This is a genomic window from Kaistia algarum, from assembly GCF_026343945.1.
Lineage (GTDB): Bacteria > Pseudomonadota > Alphaproteobacteria > Rhizobiales > Kaistiaceae > Kaistia > Kaistia algarum.
Genome location: NZ_JAPKNJ010000001.1, coordinates 1,520,601 through 1,535,073 on the forward strand (window position 1 = coordinate 1,520,601; position 14,473 = coordinate 1,535,073).

Genomic DNA, 14,473 nt, shown 5'->3' on the forward strand with positions numbered 1-14,473 from the left:
TTTCGCCAATGCGGATCGATCGCGGATTGCACCTCGTCATGAGCGGCGGCGGTGGCTTCGACCTGACCGATGCATTCGACTGCAACGTCTTCCTCGTCGGCTCCGGCGAGGAGTGGCTGATGTTCGATGCCGGCGCCGGCCGCGATCCGGCGGGCGCGGCGGCCGTCCTGGCGGAAGACGGTATCGACCCGATGTCGATCCGGCATTTGTTCCTGACGCATGGCCATGCCGACCATTCCGGTGGGGCCGCGCACTGGCGCGACCTTGCCGGCCTCACTGTGCATGCCGGGCAACAGACGGCGGCGATGGTGGCGAGCGGCGACGAAAACGGGATCAGCCTTGGACGCGCCCGCGCGGCCGGCGTCTATCCGATGGACTATGTCTATTCGCCCTGCCCGGTCGACCATGTTGTCGTGCCAGGAGAATCGATCCGGATCGGCGATGTCTCGGTGCAGCCGATCGCGACCCCCGGCCACTCGCATGATCACATCTCGTACGTGGTCACGACGCCGACGCGCCGGTTGCTCCTCGGCGGCGACGCGCTGTTCCATGGCGGCAAGGTCGCGATTCAGGATATCGAGGACTGCGATGTCTCGGCCTATTGCCGGACGATCCGGACGCTGGCGACCATCGAATTCGACGCGCTGCTTCCCGGTCACCTGACCTTCTCGCTGAAGGACGGTCATCGCCATGCCAAGGCCGCGCTCACCTATGTCGAGGCGCTGCACATCCCGCCCTCGATCATCTGAGGCGATGGCGGCGTCAGCCATCGCGCATGCCGCCGAAGATCATCGCAGAAAGGCCGCCATCGACGGTCACGGTCGATCCCGTGACGAAGCCGGAGCGGTCCTCGGCAAGATAGAGCGCGGCGGCGGCGCAATCCTCCGGCCGGCCGGCTCGCTCCAGCGCGACCTCGTGACGGAGCTCCTCCGCGAGCCTCGGCTCGCGGTACATCGTGCCGTTGTTCGGGACGTCGATCGGACCGGGCGCAATCATGTTGACCAGGATGCCATGCCGGGCGAGGTCGACGGCCATGGCGCGGGTCAGCATGGCAACGCCGCCCTTGGCCGCGACATAAGCTGCGGCATTCGGCTCCGACTGGAACGAATTCACCGAGCCTACCGTAATGATCCGTCCGCCCTTTCCGGCCTTGCTCATGATCCGCGCCACCGTCCGACAGAGCAGGAACATTCCCGTCAGATTGACGCCGATGTAGCGATCCCAGTCCGCCTCTTCGAGGTCGAGGAAATTACCGGTTCCGCCCTTCAGCGCACCGGCAGCGACGAGAATGTCGAGTCCGCCCAGCGCGGTCGCTGCTCCCTCGACCGCGGCGACGATTGCGCTCCGGTCCGAGAGATCGCAGGGCGCGGTAACGAGACCCTCTATATCGGCGAGGCGCGCGAGCGGCGCCGCGAGATCCATTGCCGCGACACGGGCACCCTCGCCCAGGAAGGCCTCAACGACCGCGCGGCCGATGCCGCCGGCAGCCCCCGTGACGAGCGCCCGCTTGCCCGCCAGCCGGCCGGACTGCACGCGGCTTCCAGCTTTCGCATCCACCATCGACCATCCTCTGACGTGACACTGCGGTAGAGCGCAGCGCTTGACCCTGCGACAAAGAATGCTAGCATTCCGCTACAATGAATTCAATTCCATTAATATAGAATAATTTGGCCGTTTGATGTGGTGTGCCGCTCAAATGGCGCCATGGCGACTTTCCCTCGATCCAGGAACCCAGCAGAACATGAATGACGCAGCGCCTGCGGAAGGCATTCCCTCTGACAGCCAGCCGACCGCCGCTTTCCCGTCGCCCTATGAGCGGTTGCGAGCGCTCGGCATCGTGCTGCCGCCGGCTCCGCCGCCGGTCGCCAATTTCGTGACCTTCGTGCGGGAGGGCAACCTGCTGTTCCTGTCGGGCCAGGGCCCGCTCGAAGCGTCCGGCTTCGAGCATCACGGCAAGGTCGGCGCCGATGTCACGATCGCCGAGGCCTATGCGCATGCCCGCATCGTCGGCATCAACCTGCTGGCCGTGATGCACGACGCGCTCGGCTCGCTCGACAAGGTGCGGCGCGTCGTCAAACTGCTCGGCATGGTCAATGCGGCACCGCTCTTCGCCGACCATCCCAAGGTCATCAATGGCTGTTCGGACCTCTTCATCGCCGTTTTCGGCGAGGCGATCGGCCGCCATGCGCGCTCGGCCGTCGGCATGGGTTCGCTGCCCGGCCAGATCACGGTCGAGATCGAGGCGGTGATAGCCGTTTCCGACTGAAGGCTCAGGCGCGCGGGGCGTTGGCCCAGCCGAGATTGTGCTCGATCTTGGCCGAAGCGGCGCGCACGGCATCGGTATAGAAACCCGGATTGGCGACGACCTTCGCTTCCGGCAGCACGATCGAAATCGTCGCGACGCAGGCGCCGGCCGCATCCTTGATCGGCGAGGCGACGCAGGAGACGAGGAAATCGGTCTCGCTCATCTGTATCGAGACACGCTCATCATAGGCCTTGGCCGCCTGGTCGGAGAGGGTCTTCGCGTCGAGTTCCGCCCGCTGCGTCGGCGACACCTTGGCGCTGCGCCGGAAGATGGCGAGGCGTTCGGCTTCGGCCATATGACCGACGAGCAGACGCCCCGACGCCGTCCAGTTGAGCGGCACGCGCGTGCCGACTTCGGACATGACGCGAAAATGGCCTGGGCCATCCGCCATGGCCAGCACGACCATATGCTCGTGGTCGCGGCCGCAAATCTGTACAGTTTCGCCAACCTGCCGGCAAAGCTCGTGCATGACATGGCTCGCCTCGCTCAGGAAATCGAGCGAACGGGCATAGACGAGACCGTAGTGATAGAGCCGCGGTCCGAGCCAGACGAGGCCGTCCGCCCGCCGGATCAGCATGTCGCGCTCGACCAGTTCATCAATGACGACATAGACGGTCGAAAGCGGCGCCCCGATCGCCTTGGCGATCGCATAGCCGCCAGCCGGAGCACCTGTCTCATAGAGATGATCAAGGATCTGCAACGCGCGGTCGATGCCGGAGACACGGGAACGGCGTGCGGCGGGCTCCGCGACCGTCGACACGACCTCTTCGGCCGCGACGTCGCGTAACTGTCCTGTGGCGGAGGGGGAGGAGACGGGCATCAACGACTAGCCTTATTGCACAAGAATGGAATAAGACCGCGCCGCTTTCCCGTCAATCTCCCGCTGGATGAAGCTGCGCTATTTTTGAAATCCATTTGACTTGAAATAACTCGATGATACGCTCCCCCTTAATGTTAGTTTCTGAGGGGTGGCTTTGAACCTGCGCGGGACCAACCAGGAATTCGGGCGACCTTATAATCGCCGGATCGTTCTCGAGACGATCCGCCTTTCGGCGCCGATTTCCCGCAGCGAGATCGCCCAGAAGGTCGGCCTTACCGTCCAGACCGTCTCCACCATTACCCGGGAGCTTGAACTTCAGGGCTTCGTCCGCGGTGCCCGCGAGGCTCCCAAGGGTCGCGGCCATCCGCCGACGACGCTGGCGCTCAACCCCGAAGGTGGCTTTGCCATCGGTCTGCATGTCACGCCGATCGGCATTGAGGCGGCCTTGATCAACCTGGCAGGCGACGTCATCGCACGTCGCGGCCGCACGATTGCGCCAGTCGACCCGGAAGCCGCCCTAGCCCTTTGCGGCGACTTGGTGCGCGACATCCGCGCGGTCCGTCCCGATGGACGCATGCTCGGCATCGGCATGGCGATGCCGGGTCCGATCGGCGTCGAATCGATGAGTTTCGTCGGTCCGACCACGCTGGAGGGCTGGAAGGGTGTGGACATCGCCGCGCGGCTCGAAGCCGCCACCGGCCTTCCCGCCTTCATCGGCCTCGACCTCGCCGCGGCCGCCCTGGGCGACCGGCTTTATGGCGAGGGCCGCGCCTTCCGCGATTTCTATTATCTCTATTTCGGCGTCGGCCTCGGCGGCACCATGATGCAGGACGGCACGGCGCTGCGCGGCTCGCGCGGCAATGCCGGCGAAATCGGCCACATCCCGGTCGTGCCGGGCGGCGATCTCTGCCCCTGTGGCAATCGCGGCTGCCTGGAACGCTATCTGTCGCTGGATGCGCTGGATCGCCGGCTGAAGGCTGTCGATCCGACCGCCGATGTCGAGCGGGCCATCCGCGTTGGCTCGCCGGTCATCGATGCCTGGATCGAGGAGACCGCGCCGCTGCTGCGGGCCGCCGTCGTTACGATCGAGAACCTGTTCGACCCCGAGACGATCCTGATCGGCGGGCTGGTGCCCGAGGATCTTCTGGCGCGCCTCGTTGCCGCCGCCGAGCCGCTGCCGCATTCGATCGCCGAACATGCGGGCCGGACGGCGACAAGGCTCAAGCCGACGCCCGGCGGACAGGATGCGGTGCTGCGCGGTGCCGCCGCGCTCGCCGTCTCCGGCGTGCTCTCGCCTCGCTTCGGCATGCTCTTCGCCGGCGAGGAAGAGCGCGCGCCGCGCGATCCCATCATGACCCGCAACCACAAGCCGGAGGTCGCCGCATGAGCGAGCCGAGTCCACTGCTGCGCCTCGAAGGCATACGCAAGAATTTCGGCGCGATCGAAGCGTTGCGCGGTATCAGCTTCGATATCGGACGTGGCGAGGTGGTGGCGCTGCTTGGCGACAATGGCGCCGGCAAGTCGACGCTGGTCAAGATCATCTCGGGCGGTCTGGAGCCATCCGAAGGACGGCTGATCTACGAGGACAAGGAGGTGTCCTTCGCTTCGCCGGCCGAAGCAAAGGCGGCCGGAATCGAGACCGTCTACCAGGACCTCTCGCTCTGCACGAATGTCGATGTGGTCGCCAATTTCTTCATGGGCCGCGAGATCGTGAAGCGCTTCCTGGGCATCCCGATCCTGCAGGAAAAGGAAATGGAAGCGGCAACGGCCAAGGCGATCGCCGATGCCGGGACGAAGATCCCGTCGCTGCGGACCAATGTCGAGCATCTCTCCGGCGGCCAACGCCAGGCGATCGAACTGAACCGCTTCGTCCATTGGGGCGGCAAGCTGGTACTGCTCGACGAGCCCTTCGCGGCACTCGGCGTCGAGCAGACGCGGCGCGGCCTCGAAATGATCAAGAAGATCGCGAGCCAGGGCATCGGCGTCGTCATCATCACCCACATCATGGCGCAGGCGTTCCAGGTCGCCGACCGGATCGTGGTGATCCGCCAGGGCGTGGTGGCCGGCGACGTGCGCGCCGACGATACGACGGCCGACGAGGTCGTGCAGATGATCACAGGCGAGGCGCTCCGGCCCTCGCCATCCAGAATCGCGGAGGTCCGGCAAACGGATCCGGCGTGACGACGGGCGGGAGGCCGCCTTCGATTTCCAGCAGAGAGCAACAGGGAAACCCGACATGAAAAGACTGATGGTAAGTCTGGCTGGGGCCGCCGCCCTCGCCGCCGCGACGTTCCTGACCCCCGCCTATGCCGCGGACAAGGGCACGATCTACTACCTCGTCCCGACACTGCTCGACGAGTTCCAGACCGGCTCGGTCACGGCGATCGAGAAGTTCATGGGAGACGTCGGCTACAAGACGGTCACGCTCAACGCCGACAACAAGACCGACGTCCAGCAGGGCCAGATGAACGATGTCATCGCCCTGAAGCCGTCGGCGATCGTGCTCGCCGCCGTCGATTTCAATGCGCTGAAACCGCAGATCGAAGCGGCACGCGCCGCTGGCATTCCGGTGATGGAATTCGACCGGCAGATCACCTCGACGCCAAGCGACCTGACTTCCGTCGCCGGCACCGTCGAGATCGGCCATGTCGCGGCCACCGAGATCGAGCGCCTGCTCAAGGAAAAGAACGGCGCGGTCAAGGGCAAGGTCCTTCAGGTCCTCGGCGACCCAGGCGATCCCTACACGCTCGACATCCAGAAGGGCTTTGAAGAGAAGATGAAGGCGTTCCCGGACGTCACCATCGTCTCCAAGCCCGCCATGCAATGGGAAGCGTCGAATGCCGGCTCGATCGTTTCGGACCAGCTTCTTGCCAATCCCGACATCGACCTGATCTTCGTTCATGCGGCCCATCTGGCCGTGGCAGCCACCGCATCGCTGGAAGCCGCCGGCAAGAAGCCGGGTGAGGTTCTGCTCGTCTCCTCCAACGGCGCCCCCGTCGGCCTGGACCTGATCCGCAAGGGCTGGGAACAGGTTGAAGTCGAGCAGCCGCTGTTCGCCCAGGCCGCAGCGCTGGCCATGTTTGCCGACAAGGTCGTGAACAAGCAAGAAATCAAGCCCGGCACCTATGACGTGCTCGGTCTCGAAGGCACGGTCACGATCGAAAGCTGGGGCCCGAACATCAAGCTGCCGGGCGCCGCGATCACCAAGGCGAATGTCGACGATCCGAAGTTCTGGGGCAACATGAAGACCCCGGACACCAAGGTCGCACCCGCCCCGTAAGGCTCCGCCCGCTCCCGCCGAAGGCACCGGAACGTCCGGCGCCTTCGGCGGCCCTCGACCGTCCATCCGCGGAGCCCGCCATGGTATCCCCCCGCCGCCGGGCGGTGATCGAGTTCGTCCTCGATCACCTCGTCTGGTTCATCCTGTTCGCCGTCGTCACCCTGTTCTCGCTGACGGTGCCGAGCTATTTTCAGATCGGCATCTTCGCCAACATCGTCGAGCAGTCGACCTTCGTCGCGACGCTCGCGATCGGCCTGTCGCTGCTGATCATCGCCGGCTACATGGATCTCTCAGTCGAATCGGTCATGGCGCTGGCGGCCATGGTGACCGGCATCCTGTTCGCGAAGTCCGGCGTCGGCCTCGGCATATCCTTCTCGCCGGAATGGCTGGTCGTCCCGATCTCGCTGGCGATCGCTCTGGCGGTCGGTGCCGTCGTTGGTGCAACCAACGCCTATTTCGTCGTTCGGCTCAAGATGAACGCCTTCATCGTCACTCTCGCCGCCTATATCTGGGGTCGCGGCCTCGTTGTGGCGCTTTCGAGCGGACGCTCGGCGCAGGAACTGCCCGCGGCCATGCGCGTGTTCGCCATTGAGCGATTCCTGTCTATCCCGCTCATCGCCTGGGTTGCGATCGTCGCGACGCTGGTCTTCGCCTTCATCCTGAACAAGACGCCCTTCGGCCGCCATCTCCTCCTTGTCGGCGGCAATCCCGTGGCGGCCTACCGGGCCGGCATCCGCGTCGACCGCCTCACGGCGACGACCTTCATCCTTGCCGGCGCGATCGCCGGCCTCGCCGGATGGCTGCTCGCAATCCGCACTTCCGGCGCGACCGCCAATCTCGGCATCGGCATGCTGTTCCAGACCTTTGCGGCGGTCGTCATCGGCGGCGTTTCGCTGAAAGGCGGCGTCGGCAGCCTGACCGGCGTCTATGCCGGCGTGCTGCTGCTCGCCTCGATCCAGACCGCCATCAACCTGATGGGCATGCCGGCGCACTTCACCCAGCTCATCCAGGGCGGAATGGTGCTCGTCGCCGTCCTGCTCGATACGGTCAAACTCTCCATCCGAAAGAAGCTCGCCTGATGCCCGCTCCTACCGATCAACGGCTCTCCGGCCGCATCGCCCTCGTCATCGGCGCCGCGCGCGGCATCGGCCGGGCGATTGCGGCGCGCTTCGTCGCCGAAGGCGCGCGAGTCATCGTCGCCGATACCGAGACGGCTCTCGGCGAGGCGACTGTCGCCTCGTTCGGCGGCCCCTCGGTCGCCCGCTTCGTCGAAATCGACATCTCGAAGAAGGCCGATGCGGAGCGTGCCGTCGCGACCGCTGTCGAAGCCTTTGGCGGCCTCGACATTCTCGTCCAGAACGCCGGCATCTATCCCTGGACGCTGATCGAGAACATCGAGCCGGAGGAGTGGGACGCGGTGCTCGGCGTCAATCTGCGCGGCACCTTCCTCGCGGCGCAGGCCGCCTTGCCGGTGATGCGCCAGCGCGGCGGCGGGCGCATGATTTTCACCTCCTCGATCACGGGACCGAAGGTCTCCAGCCCCGGGCATGGCCACTATGCGGCGTCGAAGGCGGGCATCAACGGCTTCATCCGCTCGGCCGCGATCGAGTTCGCCGGCTATGGCATCACAGTCAACGGCGTCGAGCCGGGCAATATCCTGACGGACGGCATGAAGGCGCATCGCAGCGCCGACTTCATCCGCCAGATGGAAGAGGCCGTGCCGCTCGGACGTCTCGGCACGCCGGAGGACATTGCTGGGGCCGTCTACTTCCTCGCTTCCGACGACGCGGCCTATATCTCCGGCACGACGATCGTCATCGACGGTGGGCAGATCCTGCCCGAGGGCAATGATTTCCGCCTGTCGCCGGTCTGAATCATGTCCAGGATCCTCGACACGCTTGGCCTGACGCCGGTCATCAACGCCTCCGGTACCATGACTGTAATCGGTGCCTCCCGCGTCGTGCCCGAAGCTGTCGACGCTGTGCGAGCGATTCTGACCGAGTTCGTCGATATTGCCGATCTGCAGCGGCGGGCGAGCCAATCCATTCAGGCGGCAACCGGCGCGGAAGCCGGGCTCATTACCTCGTCCAGCGCCTCCGCGATCACGCTCGGCGTCGCCAGTGCGATGACCGGCGCCGATCCGGCGGCGATCGAGCGCCTGCCGGATGCGGCTGGCCTCAAGAGCGAGGTCATCGTCCAGGCCGGGCACCTCGTCAATTTCGGGGCGCCGGTCGACCAGATGATACGCCTCGCCGGCGCCAGCGTACGCGCCGTCGGCACGGCCTTCGACGTGCAGCCCTTCCATATCGAAGCGGCGATCGGCGAGCGAACGGCAGCCGCGCTGTTCGTCATTTCGCACCATGTCGTGCCCACGGGGCAAACCGATCTCGCGAGCTTCATCGAAATCTGCCATGCGCGCGGCGTGCCAGTGATCGTCGATATGGCCAGCGAACATGATCTTCGCGAAGCCATCCGCCTCGGCGCCGATCTCGTCATCTGGAGCGCGCATAAATTCCTCGGCGGACCCACGGCGGGCATCGTCGCCGGACGGCGCGATCTGGTGCGCGCTACCTATCTGCAAAGCCGTGGCATCGGCCGGGCGATGAAGGTCGGCAAGGAGGGCATTGCCGGCGCCATCGCCGCTCTGGAGGCTTGGGGCCAGCGCGATGCCGACGCTATTCGCGCTCGTGAAGAAGCCATCGTCGAAGCCTGGCTGAACGACCTTGGGACGATTCCGGGACTATCGTTGCGCCGCCTGCCGGACTGGACCGGCAACCCGATCGACCGTGTCGAGGTCACCGTCGGGCGCGATGCGGGCCTGTTCGCCTGGGAGCTGGCCGACCGCCTCGCCGGGCGGACGCCATCGATCCGGGTACGCGACGACCTGATCGAAAGCGGCACTCTCCATCTCGACCCCTGCAATTTGACTGCCGATGAAGCACAGATCGTCGGAGCCGCGATCTGGGACGAGATCGCCGCGGCACAAGGACAGCGTCCGGGCTTCCGCCAGACTTTCGCCGAGCATCGCTCCGAAGGTCTTCAAGGCGCGCTTGCCTGGCCGGACTGACATAGACGGCGCCATCGCCGGACACCGAAGTCGCTCTGACAAGGCTCGCGGCACCCTTCAACTCGCGAGCGCCGCCTCATAGGTCTCCGGCTTGAACCCGGCCAGCCGGCGCGTGCCGAGATCGAGCACCGGGCGGCGGATCATCGAAGGCTGCGCCAGCATCAGCGCCATGGCGCGCTCACGCGTCAGGTCCTTCTTGTCGGTATCCGGAAGCGCGCGGAAGGTCGTTCCCGAGCGGTTGAGCAGCACCTCCCAGCCGAGCTCGTCGGCCCAGGCCTCCAGTCGCGCTCCGTCAATGCCCTGCTTCTTGTAGTCGTGAAACGCATAGCCGACGCCATGCGTGTCCAGCCAGGCGCGGGCCTTCCGCATCGTGTCGCAATTCACGATCCCGTAAATCGTCACCATCCGTCCATTCCATATTTTGCCGGCGAACCGGCACGCCAACGCCAGCTGTTCGATACGAATCCGTAACCTTAATGGACCTATAATCCCATCATCGTCAGCGTAAGGAGGGCCATGTGCTGAGGCGTATCTATCTCACGGCCGCGCGCGACCAACTCGTCGCCGAAGGCAAGATCCGGCGCCTGTCGAAGGCGGACGTCGTTCTTTCCAAGGTCATAGCCGGCGGCGCCGCGATCCTCTCGGACGACGACCGCGCCCTCTATGATTTCGAGCTCATTCCGCTGATCGAGCAGACGACGCTGCACTGAGGCGCCGTCACTCTCCCTGAAGGGCGTCGAGTTCGCGCGTCAACCGCTCCAACTCGTTGGCCTGCTGCTCAAGGCGCCGCGAGGCAAGATCCTCATCTGCGGCGCCCGAAAAGGCGGCGGCCTGCTCGGTCAGCTCAATGATATTCCCGCGAACCGCGGCGATCCGCTGCTCGAGTTCCGCGATCGCTTCCTGATCCTTGGCCATGCATGCTCTCCATTTTGATGGCCTCCTTTGAACCACAGCGGGATCGTGAAAGCGAGCCGCGGCGATTTCGGATTACTCGGCAGCGATGCGGGCCGGCGACGCTTCGACGAAGCCCACTAATTCGTCCGTGGTCATAACGTCGGCGAAGATCGAGACCATGTTGGAGAGCGTCGCATTGTGCTCGGCGTCGGTCAGGGCGGCCGTCGCATCGGCCATGAAGATCACCTTGTAGTTCAGCTGCATGGCATCGCGCGCCGCCGATTCGCAGCAGCAATTGGTGACCGTTCCGGAGATGATGATCGTGTCGATGCCGCGCGCGCGCAGGATCCGGTTCAGCTCTGACGAGCCCTCCACGAAGACGCTGAAGCGGCTCTTCGGCACGACGATGTCGCGCTCGTAGATGTCGAGCTCCGGCATGATTTCGCCGCCCCAGGCGCCGGGTGCGAACAAAGCCTTGGCACGGGTCCCCCGCTCCTGCGTACAGAAATAATCGAGCCAGACCGACCAGCTCTTCGGCGTATCCTCCGTCACCTCGAACTTGACGAAGACATTGAGTCCACCCGCTTCGGCGAGCGCTGCACTGATGCGGTTGATGTTGGAAACAATCTCGCGGCAGGTCGGCACCTCCAATTCGCCGCCTACCTCGCCGAACGCATTCTGCATGTCGATCACGACATGCGCGGTCCGGGCCGGGTCGATGTCGCGGAAGATATGTTCCTTGCCGCGCCAACGCTTCACGAAGCCCAGAATTTCGGGATCGATGGCGATCTTGTGCATGTAGCTGCCTTTCGGGTCGATGCCGTCGTTCAAAGGCGAATTGAAGCTCAGTTTCGGCGATCGCCGCAATCCTTGGCATGATGTTTCTTTGTGCAGAACCGACCCATTCCGCACCCGGCCGCGTAGCGTCGCAGTCTCGCGCTGGTCTATGCTGCGCGCGCTTCAGGGAAATGTGACATGCCGTTTGACCTCGTCCTTTCCGGCGCCCACGTGCCGGAACTCTCCGATGCCCCGCTCTCGATCGGCGTTACCGACGGGCAGATCGAAGCTATCGGCACCACAATCGGGGCAGGAATCGTGGAGATGGATGCCAGCGGAAGGCTGGTGCTGCCGGGCTTCGTCGACAGCCACATCCATCTCGATAAATCCTGCATTCTCGACCGCTGCCGCGCCGAAGGTTCGCTGGCCGAGGCCATTGCCGAAGTGGCCCGGCTGAAACGGGACTTCGATGAGGAGGATGTCTACGCCCGCGCCGAGACCACGCTGGTCAAGGCGATCCTGCAAGGCACGACGCGCATCCGTACCCATGTTGAAGTCGATCCCCGGATCGGCCTCCGTTCCTTTGCCGCGCTCCAGCGGTTGAAGCGCGACTATGCCTTCGCCGTCGACATCGAGATTTGCGTGTTTCCGCAGGAGGGGCTTCTCAACGATCCGGGAACCGAGGAACTACTTGTCGAAGCCTGCGAGCGCGGCGCCGATCTGATCGGCGGGTGCCCCTATACCGATACGCAGCCCGAGGCCCAGATCGAGCGGATCTTCGCCATTGCCGGCCGTTTCGATCTCGATGTCGATTTCCATCTCGACTTCGACCTCGATCCAAGCTGGACGCATCTGGACGCGGTCATCGCGGCGACGGAGCGGCTTGGCTGGGGCGGGCGGGTCGCGGTCGGCCATGTCACCAAGCTCTCCTCCATGCCGCGCGAGATTTTTGCCGACTATGGCCGCCGCCTCGCCGCCGCCGGTATCGCCGTTACCGTGTTGCCTGCAACCGATCTTTTTCTGATGGGCCGAGCCTTCGAGTACGACGTTCCTCGAGGCGTGACGCCGGCGCACCGGCTCGCCGCGCTCGGCGTCACCTGCTCGCTCGCGACCAACAATGTCCTCAACCCGTTCACGCCCTTCGGCGATGCGTCGCTCGGCCGTATCGCCAATCTCTATGCCAACATCGCGCAGCTCGGTCGCCGCGCCGAGATGCTTGGCTGTCTCGACATGGTGACAGCCTCGCCGGCAAGGCTGATGCGCTGCTCCGACTATGGCATCGCCGTCGGCAACCCGGCCGACCTCGTCGTTATGGACGCGGTCGATCCCGCCCTCGCCATCGCCGAGATCGCGCCGCCGCTGATGGGCTTCAAGCGTGGCATCCAGACTTTCGAGCGCCCGGCCGCGCGGCTCATCCGGCCCGTCCGATGATATGACCGGCGAAGCGGCGCTTTGCGCGCTCAGCTTTGTTGACAAGGCCGGCTCAGTCCTGTCCGATCCCCGGCGGCCAAGCGGGCGAGGGTTCGAGTGATCGGTGAAACGCGTTTGAAGCCGACGGCCCTCTGGGCAGCCATCGCCATGGTGGTGGGGATCGGTATCGTGGAGGCGCTCGATCAGTTCGGCGCGCCGCCGATGCTGGCCGCGTTCTTCCCGCTGCTGCCGATCGCCATCGTCCTGATCGCCGGCCTGCGCATGGGCAGCCTGACCTTCACCGACATGATCCGCGGTGGCGCCTTTGGCGAGACGGCGACGGGATGGGCGGTCGCCGGCCTTTCCACCGGCGCGGTGCTGCTGGTCGCGGCGCCGATGGCGACCGCCTTCGGTGGCTTTGAAGGTCTCCTTCTCCTTGCCGCGCTGCTGGCTGGATTCGGGCTGGCCGCTTTCCTGCTCGTACCGACGCTGCGAGCCACGAGCGAGCCTACCTTGGCCGCAGCCATCGGCACTCGCTTCGGCAGCGGCGCCCGATCGCTTGCCGCGATCGCGATCGGCCTCGCGCTGGTCCCCCTCCTCGCCGCAGAGGCCTCGCTTGCCGGGCTCATGGCGTCGCGCATGCTCGGCGTGTCCGCCGGGCCCGTACGCGACGGCCTGATCGTGCTGGCGTTGATCGCATGCCTGATCGGCGGGGTACGGGCCGCCCTCGCCATGGCGGCGATCGCGACGCCGATCGTTGCCCTCGCCTATTGGACGCCAGTCGCCATCGTCTCGCTCGATTTGAGCGCGTTTCCCATGCCGTGGATCGGACTTGCCGAGGGCGCGATGGCGAGTGCGCCGGCGCGCGTGTCGGGGACAATCGTTCTGGCGCTGGTCATCTGTCTCGTCGCTGGCGTCGCCACGCTGCCGACGCTGCTGCTGCCGGCATGGTCGAAGCGGAAGCGTCCGACGGGTCCGCGCAGCCGCTGGATCGCCTTCTGTGTCGCCGGCGCCCTCATCCTGGCGGCGCCGAGCTACGCTCTGCTCGGCAGCGGCCTCGGCATTGACGCGACCGTCAACCCGGCAGGCCTGGTGCTCAACTTCGCTGGAAGCGCCAGCCTTTCCGCCCTGCCCTCCGTGCTGCTCATCGGCGGGCTGTTGGTCGCGGCGCTCGTCGCTGCCACGGCCCTGCTCGCCACAGCGGCGGCGGGAATCGGCAATGATCTTTATGCCGAGCTTATCGAGGGCTCGGCGCCGGAGGGCCGGCGGATCTTCATCGCGCGGCTTTCGATGGTCGTTATCGCCCTTTGCGCAGCAGGTCTCTCCCGGGCGACGCAGGACGATGTGGCGCTGCTTGCCGGCAGTGGACTTTCGATCAGCGCCGCCAGCCTCGGCCCGCTGCTGCTCGTCGGCTGGCCCATCCGAAGCGTCGGCTCGGTCGCCGCCGTCTCCGCCATTTCGGTCGGGCTCTGGCTGACCGTCGCCGATATCGGCCTCGCCCTCCTGTTCCCGGATGTCGCCGGCCGGTTCCTCGGCATGGGCACGATCGCCCCGACCGTGCTCGGCCCGACGGGCTGGTTCGGATTGCCGGTGGCCCTTTCGGGGATGACCGGCGTGATCTTCGGCGTCATCACGCTATGGGCCGTGACGGAGCTGCCGCGCACGGATTGGCGCAGGCTCGGCATCAAGCTTCAGCAGGCCGGGGCGACGACGCTCGCCGCCGCCCGCCGCACGGCCGAACAGGTCCGACCGAAAGCGGCGGCGGTTCCTTCGGCCTCAGAACCTTCTCCGGCGGCCTCCCTTCCAACCAGCGACACGCCAATGGCCAATCCGGTGTCGCCGACCGAACCAGTCGCCATGTCGTCCTCCAGCCCGCCAACCCAATCGGCTGCCCCGGCGGCCGAAACTCCTGCATCCTGA

Annotated in this window: 16 protein-coding genes; 11 read left to right on the forward strand and 5 right to left on the reverse strand. The window is 65.6% G+C overall.

The genetic code is table 11. From position 1 onward, the window contains the following. Nucleotides 1-8 precede the first annotated feature (8 nt). Nucleotides 9-749: an MBL fold metallo-hydrolase gene (locus OSH05_RS07330; protein WP_104216873.1), complete on the forward strand. Its 741-nt coding sequence runs from the start codon at nt 9-11 to the stop codon at nt 747-749. 13 nt (nt 750-762) lie between these two features. On the opposite strand, the gene OSH05_RS07335 is transcribed toward OSH05_RS07330, so the two are convergent. Beyond that, on the reverse strand, nt 763-1,560 hold the full coding sequence (locus OSH05_RS07335; protein WP_104216872.1) for an SDR family NAD(P)-dependent oxidoreductase: 798 nt from the start codon (nt 1,558-1,560) through the stop codon (nt 763-765). Between the two features lie 181 nt (nt 1,561-1,741). Between OSH05_RS07335 and OSH05_RS07340 the strand changes: the two genes are divergently transcribed. Beyond that, nucleotides 1,742-2,266, forward strand: coding sequence for a RidA family protein (locus tag OSH05_RS07340; RefSeq protein ID WP_104216871.1), 525 nt, complete (start codon nt 1,742-1,744; stop codon nt 2,264-2,266). A gap of 4 nt (nt 2,267-2,270) precedes the next feature. Here OSH05_RS07340 and OSH05_RS07345 read toward each other — a convergent pair whose 3' ends face one another. Continuing rightward, a complete protein-coding gene (locus OSH05_RS07345; RefSeq protein WP_104216870.1) occupies nt 2,271-3,125 on the reverse strand; it encodes an IclR family transcriptional regulator in 855 nt (284 codons plus the stop codon). Nucleotides 3,126-3,279: 154 nt separating this feature from the next. On the opposite strand from OSH05_RS07345, the gene OSH05_RS07350 reads away from it, so the two are divergent. From OSH05_RS07350 to OSH05_RS07375, 6 genes are all read left to right on the forward strand, one after another. After that, a complete protein-coding gene (locus OSH05_RS07350) occupies nt 3,280-4,512 on the forward strand; it encodes an ROK family transcriptional regulator (RefSeq protein ID WP_104216869.1) in 1,233 nt (410 codons plus the stop codon). Beyond that, nucleotides 4,509-5,306, forward strand: coding sequence for an ATP-binding cassette domain-containing protein (locus tag OSH05_RS07355; RefSeq protein WP_104216868.1), 798 nt, complete (start codon nt 4,509-4,511; stop codon nt 5,304-5,306). Before OSH05_RS07350 ends, OSH05_RS07355 begins: the two co-directional genes overlap by 4 nt. A 55-nt stretch (nt 5,307-5,361) precedes the next feature. Next, the gene (locus OSH05_RS07360; protein ID WP_104216867.1) at nt 5,362-6,405 is read left to right on the forward strand and encodes a sugar ABC transporter substrate-binding protein; all 1,044 of its coding nucleotides are present in this window, start codon (nt 5,362-5,364) and stop codon (nt 6,403-6,405) included. A gap of 80 nt (nt 6,406-6,485) precedes the next feature. After that, nucleotides 6,486-7,484 (forward strand): ABC transporter permease, encoded by a 999-nt coding sequence (locus tag OSH05_RS07365; RefSeq protein WP_104216866.1) that lies wholly within the window; start codon nt 6,486-6,488, stop codon nt 7,482-7,484. After that, nucleotides 7,484-8,278 (forward strand): SDR family oxidoreductase, encoded by a 795-nt coding sequence (locus tag OSH05_RS07370; RefSeq protein ID WP_104216865.1) that lies wholly within the window; start codon nt 7,484-7,486, stop codon nt 8,276-8,278. The genes OSH05_RS07365 and OSH05_RS07370 overlap by 1 nt, the downstream gene beginning before the upstream one ends. Nucleotides 8,279-8,281: 3 nt before the next feature. After that, on the forward strand, nt 8,282-9,472 hold the full coding sequence (locus OSH05_RS07375) for an aminotransferase class V-fold PLP-dependent enzyme (RefSeq protein ID WP_104216864.1): 1,191 nt from the start codon (nt 8,282-8,284) through the stop codon (nt 9,470-9,472). A gap of 57 nt (nt 9,473-9,529) precedes the next feature. Here OSH05_RS07375 and OSH05_RS07380 read toward each other — a convergent pair whose 3' ends face one another. Then, complete coding sequence (locus tag OSH05_RS07380) at nt 9,530-9,877, reverse strand: arsenate reductase (RefSeq protein WP_104216863.1); 348 nt, start codon at nt 9,875-9,877, stop codon at nt 9,530-9,532. A 113-nt stretch (nt 9,878-9,990) separates the two neighbouring features. Here OSH05_RS07380 and OSH05_RS07385 point away from each other — a divergent pair, with 113 nt between their 5' ends. Further along, a complete protein-coding gene (locus tag OSH05_RS07385) occupies nt 9,991-10,182 on the forward strand; it encodes a hypothetical protein (protein ID WP_104216862.1) in 192 nt (63 codons plus the stop codon). A 7-nt stretch (nt 10,183-10,189) separates the two neighbouring features. Here the strand turns inward: OSH05_RS07385 and OSH05_RS07390 are convergent, their stop codons facing one another. Continuing rightward, nucleotides 10,190-10,387, reverse strand: coding sequence for a hypothetical protein (locus OSH05_RS07390; protein WP_104216861.1), 198 nt, complete (start codon nt 10,385-10,387; stop codon nt 10,190-10,192). Nucleotides 10,388-10,459: 72 nt separating this feature from the next. Continuing rightward, nucleotides 10,460-11,197 carry a cysteine hydrolase family protein gene (locus tag OSH05_RS07395; protein WP_207778668.1) on the reverse strand — a complete coding sequence of 246 codons (738 nt, stop codon included), beginning with the start codon at nt 11,195-11,197 and terminating at the stop codon, nt 10,460-10,462. A 144-nt stretch (nt 11,198-11,341) separates the two neighbouring features. Between OSH05_RS07395 and OSH05_RS07400 the strand changes: the two genes are divergently transcribed. Together OSH05_RS07400 and OSH05_RS07405 are read left to right on the forward strand one after the other, a co-directional pair. Further along, entirely contained in the window at nt 11,342-12,574 is a 1,233-nt protein-coding gene (locus OSH05_RS07400) for an amidohydrolase family protein (protein ID WP_104216860.1), read from the forward strand. 96 nt (nt 12,575-12,670) lie between these two features. Further along, entirely contained in the window at nt 12,671-14,473 is a 1,803-nt protein-coding gene (locus tag OSH05_RS07405) for an SLC5/6 family protein (RefSeq protein WP_104216859.1), read from the forward strand.

Coding starts and splice junctions, on each gene's coding strand:
- OSH05_RS07330 (WP_104216873.1), top strand. CDS start 9: ATGCGGATCGATCGCGGATTGCACCTCGTCATGAGCGGCGGCGGTGGC.
- OSH05_RS07335 (WP_104216872.1), bottom strand. CDS start 1,560: ATGGTGGATGCGAAAGCTGGAAGCCGCGTGCAGTCCGGCCGGCTGGCG.
- OSH05_RS07340 (WP_104216871.1), top strand. CDS start 1,742: ATGAATGACGCAGCGCCTGCGGAAGGCATTCCCTCTGACAGCCAGCCG.
- OSH05_RS07345 (WP_104216870.1), bottom strand. CDS start 3,125: ATGCCCGTCTCCTCCCCCTCCGCCACAGGACAGTTACGCGACGTCGCG.
- OSH05_RS07355 (WP_104216868.1), top strand. CDS start 4,509: ATGAGCGAGCCGAGTCCACTGCTGCGCCTCGAAGGCATACGCAAGAAT.
- OSH05_RS07360 (WP_104216867.1), top strand. CDS start 5,362: ATGAAAAGACTGATGGTAAGTCTGGCTGGGGCCGCCGCCCTCGCCGCC.
- OSH05_RS07365 (WP_104216866.1), top strand. CDS start 6,486: ATGGTATCCCCCCGCCGCCGGGCGGTGATCGAGTTCGTCCTCGATCAC.
- OSH05_RS07370 (WP_104216865.1), top strand. CDS start 7,484: ATGCCCGCTCCTACCGATCAACGGCTCTCCGGCCGCATCGCCCTCGTC.
- OSH05_RS07375 (WP_104216864.1), top strand. CDS start 8,282: ATGTCCAGGATCCTCGACACGCTTGGCCTGACGCCGGTCATCAACGCC.
- OSH05_RS07380 (WP_104216863.1), bottom strand. CDS start 9,877: ATGGTGACGATTTACGGGATCGTGAATTGCGACACGATGCGGAAGGCC.
- OSH05_RS07390 (WP_104216861.1), bottom strand. CDS start 10,387: ATGGCCAAGGATCAGGAAGCGATCGCGGAACTCGAGCAGCGGATCGCC.
- OSH05_RS07400 (WP_104216860.1), top strand. CDS start 11,342: ATGCCGTTTGACCTCGTCCTTTCCGGCGCCCACGTGCCGGAACTCTCC.